The sequence below is a fragment of the Candidatus Aeolococcus gillhamiae genome, assembly GCF_016464765.1.
Lineage (GTDB): Bacteria > Chloroflexota > Dormibacteria > Aeolococcales > Aeolococcaceae > Aeolococcus > Aeolococcus gillhamiae.
Genome location: NZ_JAEKNS010000104.1, coordinates 1 through 11,096 on the forward strand (window position 1 = coordinate 1; position 11,096 = coordinate 11,096).

14 protein-coding genes and 1 pseudogene are annotated in these 11,096 nt (G+C 66.3%); 4 read left to right on the plus strand and 11 right to left on the minus strand.

Features of this window, described 5'->3' with window-relative positions:
- Positions 1-96 (minus strand): annotated as a pseudogene (locus JF886_RS10025) (FAD:protein FMN transferase); the annotation flags it as partial.
- A gap of 28 nt (positions 97-124) precedes the next feature.
- On the opposite strand from JF886_RS10025, the gene JF886_RS10030 reads away from it, so the two are divergent.
- Both JF886_RS10030 and JF886_RS10035 read left to right on the plus strand, forming a co-directional pair.
- Entirely contained in the window at positions 125-610 is a 486-nt protein-coding gene (locus JF886_RS10030) for a CHAD domain-containing protein (RefSeq protein WP_337312046.1), read from the plus strand.
- Positions 595-1,056, plus strand: coding sequence for a histidine phosphatase family protein (locus JF886_RS10035; RefSeq protein ID WP_337312048.1), 462 nt, complete (start codon positions 595-597; stop codon positions 1,054-1,056). Before JF886_RS10030 ends, JF886_RS10035 begins: the two co-directional genes overlap by 16 nt.
- Here the strand turns inward: JF886_RS10035 and JF886_RS10040 are convergent.
- The 8 genes from JF886_RS10040 to pstS form a co-directional block, all read right to left on the minus strand.
- Complete coding sequence (locus tag JF886_RS10040) at positions 970-1,308, minus strand: glycerophosphodiester phosphodiesterase (RefSeq protein ID WP_337312050.1); 339 nt, start codon at positions 1,306-1,308, stop codon at positions 970-972. The two genes, JF886_RS10035 and JF886_RS10040, sit on opposite strands and share 87 nt — an antisense overlap.
- A complete protein-coding gene (locus tag JF886_RS10045) occupies positions 1,305-2,018 on the minus strand; it encodes a hypothetical protein (protein ID WP_337312052.1) in 714 nt (237 codons plus the stop codon). The genes JF886_RS10040 and JF886_RS10045 overlap by 4 nt, the downstream gene beginning before the upstream one ends.
- A 24-nt stretch (positions 2,019-2,042) precedes the next feature.
- Positions 2,043-2,804, minus strand: a complete 762-nt coding sequence (locus JF886_RS10050; RefSeq protein ID WP_337312053.1) for a response regulator transcription factor — start codon at positions 2,802-2,804, stop codon at positions 2,043-2,045.
- Entirely contained in the window at positions 2,804-3,475 is a 672-nt protein-coding gene (gene phoU / locus JF886_RS10055) for a phosphate signaling complex protein PhoU (protein WP_337312055.1), read from the minus strand. The genes JF886_RS10050 and phoU overlap by 1 nt, the downstream gene beginning before the upstream one ends.
- Complete coding sequence (pstB, locus tag JF886_RS10060; RefSeq protein ID WP_337312057.1) at positions 3,475-4,311, minus strand: phosphate ABC transporter ATP-binding protein PstB; 837 nt, start codon at positions 4,309-4,311, stop codon at positions 3,475-3,477. Before pstB ends, phoU begins: the two co-directional genes overlap by 1 nt.
- A 134-nt stretch (positions 4,312-4,445) precedes the next feature.
- Positions 4,446-5,315 carry a phosphate ABC transporter permease PstA gene (pstA, locus tag JF886_RS10065; RefSeq protein ID WP_337312059.1) on the minus strand — a complete coding sequence of 290 codons (870 nt, stop codon included), beginning with the start codon at positions 5,313-5,315 and terminating at the stop codon, positions 4,446-4,448.
- Positions 5,312-6,313, minus strand: coding sequence for a phosphate ABC transporter permease subunit PstC (gene pstC / locus JF886_RS10070; RefSeq protein WP_337312061.1), 1,002 nt, complete (start codon positions 6,311-6,313; stop codon positions 5,312-5,314). Before pstC ends, pstA begins: the two co-directional genes overlap by 4 nt.
- A 28-nt stretch (positions 6,314-6,341) precedes the next feature.
- Positions 6,342-7,493, minus strand: coding sequence for a phosphate ABC transporter substrate-binding protein PstS (pstS, locus tag JF886_RS10075; RefSeq protein ID WP_337312063.1), 1,152 nt, complete (start codon positions 7,491-7,493; stop codon positions 6,342-6,344).
- A gap of 210 nt (positions 7,494-7,703) precedes the next feature.
- Between pstS and JF886_RS10080 the strand changes: the two genes are divergently transcribed.
- Complete coding sequence (locus JF886_RS10080; protein WP_337312065.1) at positions 7,704-8,768, plus strand: sensor histidine kinase; 1,065 nt, start codon at positions 7,704-7,706, stop codon at positions 8,766-8,768.
- A gap of 3 nt (positions 8,769-8,771) precedes the next feature.
- On the opposite strand, the gene JF886_RS10085 is transcribed toward JF886_RS10080, so the two are convergent.
- Both JF886_RS10085 and JF886_RS10090 read right to left on the minus strand, forming a co-directional pair.
- Complete coding sequence (locus JF886_RS10085) at positions 8,772-9,581, minus strand: NAD(P)/FAD-dependent oxidoreductase (RefSeq protein ID WP_337312067.1); 810 nt, start codon at positions 9,579-9,581, stop codon at positions 8,772-8,774.
- Positions 9,582-9,857: 276 nt separating this feature from the next.
- Entirely contained in the window at positions 9,858-10,517 is a 660-nt protein-coding gene (locus tag JF886_RS10090) for a site-specific integrase (protein ID WP_502711425.1), read from the minus strand.
- A 384-nt stretch (positions 10,518-10,901) separates the two neighbouring features.
- On the opposite strand from JF886_RS10090, the gene JF886_RS10095 reads away from it, so the two are divergent.
- On the plus strand, positions 10,902-11,096 hold a 195-nt coding region (locus JF886_RS10095), incomplete at its 3' end, for a hypothetical protein (RefSeq protein WP_337312070.1).

Sequence of the window (11,096 nt, forward strand, 5' to 3'; positions counted from 1 at the left end):
GACGCGCCAGCCACGGCCCGGCTGCGCCCCGCCGCGGCCCACAACGTCGCCGCCGGCGTTCAGATAGAAATTGCGAGCGCCGGCTCCCTCGAGCATCGCCGCGGCGCGATCGACGGACCATCCCTTGACGAGCGCTGACGGCAGTACCTCCGCGTGCTGGACCGCACTGTGGCCGCCGTCCTCACCGCGATGGAAGGAGGGTGAAGGCCGCCTCCCCCTCTCGCGCCTGGCGCGGCGGCCGTGGAGGCGCCTGCACAAGTACGTCGAGGCGCTCGATGACGAGCCCGCCGACGCTGAGCTGCATCGCATCCGCAGCCTCGCCAAGCGGGCGCGGTACGCGGCCGACGCCTGCGTGCCCGCCGTCGGCAACGCGGCGGCTGAAAGCGCCGCGTTGCTGGCCGCGCTGCAGACTGTGCTCGGGGAGCATCACGACGCGGTCGTCACGCGAGACTGGCTGCAGCGCCAGGCGGGGGTGATCGCGAGCATCTCCTTCGTGGCGGGAGAGATGGCTGCGCTCGAGCTGGGGCACATCGGCGTTGCGGCAAAGCGCTGGCGGGTTGAGTGGGGCAGCGCCTCACGCTCAGGGAATTGGCGATGGCTGCGCAGCTGATCCACGTCGTCCGCCACTCACACTCTGGCGAACGCGGCGCATGGACTCACGACGACGACCTGCGTCCCCTGTCCGATCGGGGCTGCATCCAGGCCGAACGTCTCGCATCGACCCTGGCCGTCAGGCCGCCCGCGGTCGTGTACTCGAGCCCTTCACTGCGCTGCGTCGCGACGGTGCTGCCGCCGGCGCGCGCCCAACGGCTCCCGCTGGCCACGCTGGCCGTGCTGTACGAGGGTGGAATGGCGACAGCGATGCTCGAACGCCTGGCACAGGAGCCCTCGGCGGTGGTGGCCTGCACCCGCGGCGACATCCTCGCCGACCTGCTCGACCTCATGGTCAGAAGCGGACTGCGGCTCGGCTCAACGCGGGCAGAGAAGGGATCGACATGGACCATCGAGGTCGACGCCGCTCGGATCAGGTCGGCGCAGTACGCGCCACCCCCTTGACCTGAGCGCGCGACCTCCACCGTCATCGTTGCGGTCGGTGGACTGCAAAGCATGCCTGATGAGCTCGACGCGGTCGGTGGTGATCGAGTCCACGCCGACGTCAGCCACCATGCGCGCCGCGAAGGGGTTGTTCACCGTCCATGTGTTGAGGTGCAGGCCGAGGCCGTGCGCCTCCGCGACGAGCTGCTCGGACACGATCCAGTGATGGGCGCAGATGCCCGCAGCGCCGGCCTCGGCGTAGGTGTGCCTCACTCCTGGGGAAGCCGCTCGCGCCAGAGCAATCCGCCGAGACGGCTGAGGCTGTCACGCGGAGCGCGGCGCACCTGCAGCGCCGCTCGACTGACATCCGCAGCACCGCGTCGGAGCCCGTCGAGGCTGGCGTGGCTGCGCCACAACCCGGCGACGACACGGTGCGCACGGTCGCTGCGGCTGCCGCCGATATCCGGAAAGGAGGGCCAGCGCGCAACGCTCGGCGCCGCGAAGCGCAGGTGGAGCAGCCACGGAACGTTCTCGGTACATGTCGCGAAGTCATCGAGGTCAGAACGACCACGAAACCAGAGTCCGAGCAGCTGTGCGGCCCGAGCGGTCGTGATGTCAAAGAGGATCGGCACCCGACCGTCGAGATGCTCCACGGCCTCGTCGACGGTGAGTATCCCCGGATCGCTGCAACGAAGCTCCGCCATCTCGACGTCAGCGATGAGGCGACCGTCCCGGCGGCAGCCGTCGTGGCGGACGACCAGCTCGGAGTCCGCGGTGCTGCAGATGTCCAGCTCCAAGCGATCGACATCCGTCACGAGCGCTTGGTCGAGGTGTGCGCCCGTCGGTGAGCCACCGTTGGCTTCGACGGCCAACCCGGCATGGCCGATGACTTGCATGAATGGCGACGGGTGGTCACCGGGGAGACCCGGGATGTGCCGAGCCATGCCTGGTCGCTTCAGCGTTCCGGCGGGGGACCTGACCACGCGATCACCCTAACCGCAGCGGGGTTAAGCAGTTGTTGGCTTCTCGTTCAGAGTTGTGGGGGACCTGTCCGCTGCATCGAGACGGTCGAGCCGGTATCCAACCCCGAAGACGGTGGTGACGCGAAATGGCAGCGTGTTGAAACGTTCGAACTTCTCGCGCAGCCAGCGGATGTGCACGTCGACGGTCTTGTGGTCGCCAAAGAACTTGCTGCCCCAGACCCTGTGGATGATGGTGGACCGCGACAGCACCCGCCCGGGGTTGCCGAGCAATAGTGAGAGGAGATCGAACTCCTTGGGCGTGAGATGGACGTTCTCAGCGCCCACCCGTACGGTTCTTGCGGCGCGGTCGAGACGGAAGCCACCGAAGTCCTCGATCTCACCCGTGTCCTGCCGTTGCACACCGGTCAGCTCCGCACGACGGAGCATGGCCGCGACTCTGGCGAGCAGCTCGTTGAGCGAGAAGGGCTTGGTGACGTAGTCGTCGGCGCCCACCTGCAGGCCGACCACCTTGTCAAGCTCGCTGGCCTTGGCGGTGAGCATGAGGATGGGCGTGCTCATCTCCGCACGCAGCACCCGGCACACCTCGAGACCGGTCATCTCGGGGAGCATCAGGTCGAGCAGGATGAGATCGGGCCGACGCTGCCGGGCGAGCTCGATACCCGCCGTGCCCGTCCCTGCCTCGCTTACCTCATAGCCCTCGCGCGTCAGGTTGTAGCGCAGTGTCTCCCTGATGTTCTCCTCATCCTCAACGACCAGGATCCGTTTGCGTCCTCGGCTGACGCTCATCAGCCGAGCTCTTCGACGTTTCCTGTCTCGAGGAAGACGAGGTCCTCCGCGAGGTTGGTCACGCGATCCGCGATGCGCTCGAAGTTCATGGCCACCAGGATCATCTGTGTACCGGCGTAGATGTCACGCGAATTCGCCACCATGAGCTGGAGAATGTCGTCGACGATGCGGTGGTACATGCGATCCACACGGTCGTCGCGCGAAGCGATCTCGCGAGCGCGGTCGATGTCGCGGGCCACCAGTGCGTTGAGCATGTCACGGACCTGCTCCGCGCAAGTTCGCGAGAGCACGGCGAGGTCGACGGGTGCTCCCAACGGCGGCAGGTCGGCGAGGTTGCGACTGATCCGAGCCACGTTGACGCAGTGGTCTCCCATCCGCTCCAACTCGTCGGACATGTGCAGAAACCCCAGGATCTCGCGTAGATCACGGGCCACGGGCGCCTGGGTGAGAATCACGGAGAGACAGTGCTCGTGCACCTCCGCCTGGCGGGCGTTGAGCACGGCGTCATCGGCGATGACCGCCGACGCCATCTGCACGTCTCGATCGATGAGAGCGCGCGTGGCGTGGTCAATGGCCCGATCGACCATCTCTCCCATCTCCAGCACCAGGTCGCGGATCTGGCGCTGCTCGATCTCGAGCGAGGGCCGATGCGGGTGCGCCAGGGGCTCCATCAACCGAAGCGACCCGTGATGTAGTCCTCCGTGCGGCGGTCCTGGGGCCGGTTGAAGAGCTCACGCGTGGTGTTCATCTCGACCAGCTCACCGGCGCGGCCTTCGCCCATCAACATGAACGCGGTCACGTCGCTGATCCTCGCCGCCTGCTGCATGTTGTGGGTCACGATGATGATGGTCACCTCGTCGCGGAACTCGCGCATCAGCTCCTCGACACGCAGGGTGGCGATCGGATCCAGCGCGGAGGTGGGTTCGTCCATGAGGATGACCTCCGGTTCCACCGCGAGGCTGCGTGCCAGGCAGAGGCGCTGCTGCTGTCCGCCCGACAGCCCCAGCGCGGACTTGTCGAGACGATCGTTGACCTCGTCCCAGAGACCGGCGCGGGTCAAGGCGCGCTCCACGGGTTCAGCGAGCTCGCGCTTCGAGCAACGCTTCTCGAGGCGCAGCCCGTAGGCAACGTTGTCGAACACGGACATTGGAAAGGGGTTGGGTCGCTGGAACAGCATGCCCATCCGGCGTCTCAACGCGATGACGCCCGCCGGATCCGTCGGCGCAGCAACGCCCTCGAGGAGGACCTCGCCCTCAGTACGGTAGCCCGGGACGAGGTCGTTCATGCGGTTGAGAGCGCGGAGAAGGGTGCTCTTGCCGCAGCCGCTCGGACCGATGATCGCCGTGATCCGTCCCTTGGCGGCCGAGAAATCGACCTTACGCAACGCCTGAAACTCGCCATACCAGGCATCGAGGCCGTGAGTCTCGACCGCAGGAGAGGGGGGGACGTCGGTCGCCACTGCAGGGACGATATCGGAACCAACCTCGATGCGGAACGCAGCTGACATCTAACGGCTCCTTGGCGGCTGCTGCGTGCGGACCGGTTCCAATGAAAAGGCGGTCGCGTTGAAAGTGAGCACCCGGAGTTGAGACTCTTCCAGGCGGCTCGAGTCTGGCACATCCGCGAGGAGCTCAACCTTTCTCATCGCGAGACCTTGCTTCTCCGCGCGAAGAACCGCGCGATCGTGGTCAGGAGAAGAACGATGGCAACAAGCGTGAGCGCGCCTGCCCATGCCCGCTCCTGGTTGGCCCGGTAGCCGCTGATGGCGTTGCTGAAGATCTGCAGTGACAGCGTCGACATCCTCTTGCCGGGATTCGTCTCTGTGAAGAGGTCGTTGCCCAGCGCGGTGAGAAGGAGGGGCGCCGTCTCGCCCATGGCGCGGGCCACGGCCAGCATCAGCCCGGTGATGATGCCCGACAGCGCCGTCGGCAGCACCACTCGAGTCACGGTTTGGCGCTTGCTGGCCCCCAGCGCGTCACTCGCCTCGCGCATCTCCGCCGGGACGAGCTTCAGCATCTGCGTGGTCGTGCGGATGATCAGCGGGAGCATGACGATGGCCAGGGCCAACGACCCGGCGAACCCCGAGAATCCGAAGTGGATCACCCAGATCGAGTACACGAATGCGCCGGTGACGATGGTCGGGATGCCGATGAGGATGTCGGTGAAGAAGTCCACCGCCTTCGACCAGCGACCCCGTCCGTATTCGGAGAGGTACACGGCGGAGAGGATCCCGATCGGGATCGCGAGCAGCGCAGCGATTCCGACAACGATGAAGCTGCCGATGATGCCGTTGGCGAATCCACCGCCACCCGCGCCGGGGATGCCGGGCGGGTTCTGGACAAGAAACGATGGTCCGATGTACTGCAGACCTTTCGCGGCAACGTAGATCAGCACCCAGGCGAGCACGCCAATGGTCAAGGCCATGAGGAGCATCAGCACAGCTGTCACCACGCGGCTGCGCCGACGGCGCGCGGCAAGGGTGCGCGAGACTGTCGCCGGGACCGTGGTCACAACGCGGCCTGTGCGTTGACGATGCGGCGGGCAATGACGTTGACGATCAGCGCCACCACGAGAAGCCAGAAACCAACCACAAACAACGCGGACAGGTGGAACGGCTCGGTCGCCTCTGTGAACTCATTGGCGATCACGCTCGACATGGTGGCGCCCTGGGACAGGACGCTCTTGTTGATGCCGAGCACGAAATTCCCAATGACCATGGTGACCGCTATGGTCTCGCCGAGGGCACGCCCCAAACCGAGGATCGAGGCGCCCATGATGCCGCCGCGTGAGGGCTTGAGCACCGCGACTTTCACCATCTCCCAGCGAGTGGCACCGAGAGCAACCGCCCCCTCCTTCCAGGCCAACGGGGTGGTCTGGAAGATCTCGCGGCAGACCGCGGTGATGATGGGCAGCACCATGATCGCCAGGACGATGCCAGCGGCGAAGTAGGAGTAGCCGAAAAATGGGCCGGAGAAGATGACGCCGACCCCGGGTATTTTGCCAAGTGTTCCCGCCAGAAAATTGCCTACCGGCTTCAGGGCGGGAAGCAGCGCAAAGATCCCCCAGAACCCGTACACGACGCTCGGCACCGCCGCTAGAAGGTCGACCAGGGACGACAGAGGTCGCCGCACGCGTGCGGGCGCGAAGTTGGTGATGAACAGTGCGACGGACACAGCAATCGGAACGGCGATGAGCATCCCAATCAATGAGGTGATCAAGGTCCCGTATATGAACTGAAGGATGCCGTATGGGTTGGGCGATGTCTGACTCGGATCGGCTTCGGAGGGTGCCCATCGCGTGGATGTGAGGAAGCTGAAGAACCCGTAGTGGCGCATCGCGTCAAGACCTTGCACCAGCAGGAAAGCGACCATGCCGGCGATCAAGAGCAGCACGAGGCTCGCACACGCCGTGACCAGCAGGCGGAAGAATCCGTCACCTCGCAGCCAAGGGACGATCGCCTGCCGGCCACGGGGCGCCGCCGGTGCTGGCCGGATGTCGACGGCGCTCATTGCTTGGGTTAATTCCCCCCTGTGGCGATCACGGAACGACCGGCGATCCGTTCAGCGTCATCTTCTTCAGCTGCGCGAGGCAGCGCTGCTGAAGATCCTTGCCGAGCGGCGTGTAGTTGAGAGCGATGGTCTGATCCTGGCCGGTGGTCAGCACCCACGAGAAGAAGTTGACAAGCGCCGCGGCCTTGGCGGCGTCGGTCTGATTCTGGTAGATGAGCGCCCAGGTGGTGCCGGTGATCGGGTAGGCCTGCGGGTCGCTGGCGTCGGTCAAGTCGATGCGAAGGTCGTCAGGGTAGGTGACGCCGTTGGTCGCATTCAAGACGGTCTTGATGCAGGGCTCGATGTAGCTCCCCGCCTTGTTCTTGACGTCAGCGTACGGCAGGTTCTGGGTGAGGGCGTAGGCGAGTTCGACGTACCCGATGGCGCCGGGTGTCTGCTGGACGGCACCCGACACGCCCTCGTTTCCCTTGCCTCCGATCCCGTTCGGCCAGGCTACCGTCTTTCCCCGGCTCTTGTTCGCCCCGCCGAGGGTGGACACCCACGTCGGACTCTCCTTAGTGAGGTAGTCGGTGAAGATGTCGGTGGTGCCCGAACCGTCGGACCGGTGCACGGTCGCGATGGGGCTGCTCGGGAGAGTAATCCCCGGGTTCTGCGCGGTGATCGCGGGGTCGTTCCAGGTCGTGATGACTCCGGCGAAGATCTTGCCGATCGTCTCGCCGTCGAGCTTCAGACCCTTCGACACGCCCTGGAGGTTGTAGGTGACCACGACCGGGGCCAGTACCAAGGGAACCTGCAGGATGGGTCCCTTGGCCTTGGCGATGTCGGTGTCCTTCATGTAGGCGTCGGAATCGCCGAAGTCGACCGTGCCGGCGTCAATCTGTGCGATCCCTCCGCCGGATCCGATGGACTGGTACGCGACTTGGACGCTCTTCTGCTGCGCGTACGTGGATGACCAAGCCGACAGCATCGGCGCCACGAAGGTCGAGCCCGCGCCGCTGAGCGTCGTCGCCTGGTTCGGCTGCACGTGAAGGCCATTGGTGTAGCCGGGCTTCGCGGTGGTGCCCTGGCACACCGCCGTCGCGCCGGGGGTGGAAGATGTGGCTGGCCCGCCGCTCGTCGTGGTGTCGGTTCCTCCGCAGGCGGCGAGAGCCGCGGTCAGGGCTGTGGCCACGGCGGTCATTCGCAGAGCGTTCGCTTTCACTATTCCCTCTCTTGAGACGTATATTCCAGGTCGGCGTACCGGTGTCCCAGCCCGATCCTCGCTGCCCCGTGGAGAGGCGCGGGTTATCTGCAGGTTGTGCTTTGGTTAAGACGCGCGCGTGCCGCTGGCCACCCGTTCGCACACGTTTTCGTGGGACGCCGTGGAACGCGAGCGACCTATGCTCCTCCCGTGCAGCACGCCCGATGGACGGATTCGATACGGCTCGCCGACGTGCTTGCCGACGTCCTCGAGGATTCGGATGAGGGCCTTCTGCTGGTCGACTACGAGGGGCTGATCCGCTTCGCGTCACCCACGGCCCTGCGCCATCTCGATCTCCGCGAGGATTCGATCGGCCGAGCCATCGCGGAATGTCACGGGGATTACCGCCTTATCCGGCTGCTCACCTCCGCGGGCGCCACCGACGAAGTCATCGAGGCGCACTGGAGCACCATGGACCGCGAGCTCTCCGTGCGCGCGCGTCGGATCGCACGCCCCGGCGCCGGAGTGCTTCTCTGGGTCCGCGACGAGACGCGCATCCATCATCTCGAGAAGATGCGCAGGGACTTCATCAGCAACGTCTCGCATGAGCTGCGCACCCCGCTCGCTGCGATGCGCGTGATGGCCGAGACGCTTCTGGCCGGGGCGCTGGAGGACGGCCCGGCGGCGCACGAGTTCGTGCACAGGCTCGGGCTGGAGGTGGAGCAGATGTCGCAGATGGTCGAGGAGCTTCTGGAGCTGAGCGCGCTCGAGGGCGACCAGCGACCTGCCCCCGAGGAGGCTGTCCCGGTGGTGGACCTGCTCATCGCCGTCGATCGACTGCGCCCACTCATCGAGGACAAGGCCATCAACCTGGGGTTCGATGTGCCTGCCGACATCCCGCCGATCCGCGGCGACGTGGCCCACCTCCAGCACGTGCTTCGCAACCTCGTCCACAACGCGGTGAAGTTCACGCCAGAGGGCGGCACGATCACCATAGCCGCGCGCGCCGTCGACGATGAGCAGGTTGAGTTGCGCTGCACGGACACGGGGGTCGGCATCCGCGCCGACGACCTGGCGCGCATCTTCGAGCGCTTCTGGAAAGCCGACAGCTCTCGGCGTCGCGATGGCGAGGGCTCCGGCCTCGGCCTGGCCATCGCCCGACACGTCGTGGCCGCGCACCAGGGAACCATCCGGGTCGAGTCGGAGGTGGGCCACGGCGCCACCTTCATCGTCACGCTGCCCGCCTGGGCGGGCGCCGCCTCCACCGCGCGCTGAGCGTCAGGCGGGAAACCGAGCGGCGTTCAGCCACGCCGGCGGCGCGCGCCCGTCGACGATGCGCTCCGCCAGCACGGTTGCGGCGTTGACGGCAAAGCCCATGCCGTGACCTGTGTAACCCGCGCACACATGGACGCGGGTATACCTCGGCGGAAGCCCCACCAGCGGCAGTCCGTCCGCGCTGAAGCCCATGGTCCCCGCCCATCGATGCGTCACCGGGGTGGTCACGCCGAGCACGCGCAGCTGCTCCTCGAGGTGGGCCTGCACCACGTCAGTGGTGGTCAGCTCGTAACCGACCTCCGTGACGAGCGCGCGGTCCCGAAAGCCGCCCACCAGGACAGAGTCATCGTCGCGCTGGCGCCAGTAGCGATGGCCCCAGTCGGCGTACACGGGCCGCGGGACCACGGGCGGCGCGGGCGCCGAGGCCAGCATCTGGGCACGAATGGGCTCGATGGGGATGCCGGGGAGCAGCTGCGCCGTCCACGCGTTGGTCGCGAGCACGACTGCCCCGGTCGTGATTGATGCATCACGAAGATGTGCGGTCGCCGAGTTCTCGCCATCCTCGACGGCAACCACAGGCTGGTCCTCGAAGATCCGCTCCGCGTGCGGCGCTGCCAGTCCGCGCACCAGGCGCACCGGGTCGATCTCACCGTCGGCGGGGTTGGCCAGGACGCAGACGGCGCCGGGCACCTCCGCGGCGGGATCGAGCGCGCCGGGCAGACCGTCCTCGGCGAGGAGGGTGGCCGACGCGTCCAGCGCAGCCGCCTCGGTTGCGTCGAGTGCGGCGGTGACACTGCAATGAGCAGCGCGCACAAGGCCCGAGCGGAAACCCCTCGCCGCAGGCGACTTGTCTTGGGGGTTGAAGCGGAGGCCGCGCGCTGCTTGGATGCCACGTCAGCGATCAACGCCTCACATCAGGAGGACACCTCGTTCTTGGCCCGGAAGCAAGCCCTCGTGGCTGCCGTGATCAGGAGCCGACACCCCCTGCGGGCTCCGAATCGTCAGGGCTCACGTCCAGACGCTGGCCCCTCTCGTTGGCGTGGCTCCTCTTGAGGATGGCGTTGTCAGGTCGATCGAGGCCACATCACCTCAGGTGGTGTGGCGCGGCACCATGGGGAGCGGAGTGAGACCGATCTCTCGCGGCGTTGGGCCGGGCGGAGTGGGAATGTCAGCGAGGCGGTCGAGGAGACGCTGCACCGCAGCGCCTCCCTCCTCCACCGCAGCTCGTTCGTCATCGGTCAAGGGAATCTGGACCAACATTCTCCGGAGGTTGCCCTTTGCCTCGAGTAGCTCTGCCTGTGTTGACTGCTTGGGAACGTAGAGCTCACAGCGCGCGCATGCCATGCGATGCGGGCACTGCTCGAAGAAGTTGTATGTGCAGTACCCATGACCGAGGTCGAAGTGTTGCCACGGCGTGCCGGAGGCCGCCGCGCCGCTCTGGACGGCGTCACGATCCACGAGAACCTCAATGGCTCTAACGTTGCGCGCGAAGTAGCCCGCGTCGCTGTATGCCTTGGCCAATGTCATCGGCGTGATGCGTGCATAGTGCTGCGTGCTGCTGGGACACCGATGTCCCAGCCACGCCTGAAGCTCGAAGAGCGTCATCGGGTCCTTGGCGTTGTACAGCTGACTGGCGATCGTCGAGCGGGCGCGGTGGCTGGTGATTCGGCCCCGCGCGTCATCGATCGGCACTCCTGCTTTGCGACAGAGGGTGGGGATGATCGCGTCATTGATGTAGGTGTGGCCCACCCTGTGCCCTCTGTAGGAAAAGAGGGGTGCGAACGGGGCTCCGGTTAGGGCTGCTCGGTCCCGGCGGTACAGGTGAGGCTGCTGCACCCTGGTTCGTGACACGTGCGCTGACACTCTCTGCGCGAATGCGGGTGGCGTCGGTTGCCGTCGGCAGCCGTGTGGATCATGCAGCCCAAACTCGTCCGGTCGTCTGCGGTCCCTCCTGTACGTCAGCCGCCCCAGCTTGAAAAACGGCGGCGAATCGCCCGATGCGACGTAGTGGATTCCTCGCGGGTAGAGGTCGCCGCTCGGAGAGTTGACTCGCGGCGCGAGGTCGCTCCCCCCGTGGCCCGCAATGTTCCCCGACCATTGCGGGCTGCTGGCAGCCTCCTCATACTCGAGTCGATGGCAACCTCAGTACAGGTATGGGAAGGTGATCTGTACGCCGGGACGCTACCACCGATCTGCGCGCTCACCGGCGAGGCGACCAGCGGCCTGGACCAAGTGCGATACCGAACCACGCCGCGCTGGGTAGTCCTCTTGATCTTCTTCGGGTTCGTCCCCTTCCTAGTAGCATGGCTGCTGACTCGCCGGGTGGCG

Excerpts from the sequence above, each read along its gene's own strand:
- JF886_RS10035 (WP_337312048.1), top strand. The coding sequence starts at position 595 with ATGGCTGCGCAGCTGATCCACGTCGTCCGCCACTCACACTCTGGCGAA.
- JF886_RS10050 (WP_337312053.1), bottom strand. The coding sequence starts at position 2,804 with ATGAGCGTCAGCCGAGGACGCAAACGGATCCTGGTCGTTGAGGATGAG.
- phoU (WP_337312055.1), bottom strand. The coding sequence starts at position 3,475 with ATGGAGCCCCTGGCGCACCCGCATCGGCCCTCGCTCGAGATCGAGCAG.
- pstB (WP_337312057.1), bottom strand. The coding sequence starts at position 4,311 with ATGTCAGCTGCGTTCCGCATCGAGGTTGGTTCCGATATCGTCCCTGCA.
- pstC (WP_337312061.1), bottom strand. The coding sequence starts at position 6,313 with ATGAGCGCCGTCGACATCCGGCCAGCACCGGCGGCGCCCCGTGGCCGG.
- pstS (WP_337312063.1), bottom strand. The coding sequence starts at position 7,493 with ATGACCGCCGTGGCCACAGCCCTGACCGCGGCTCTCGCCGCCTGCGGA.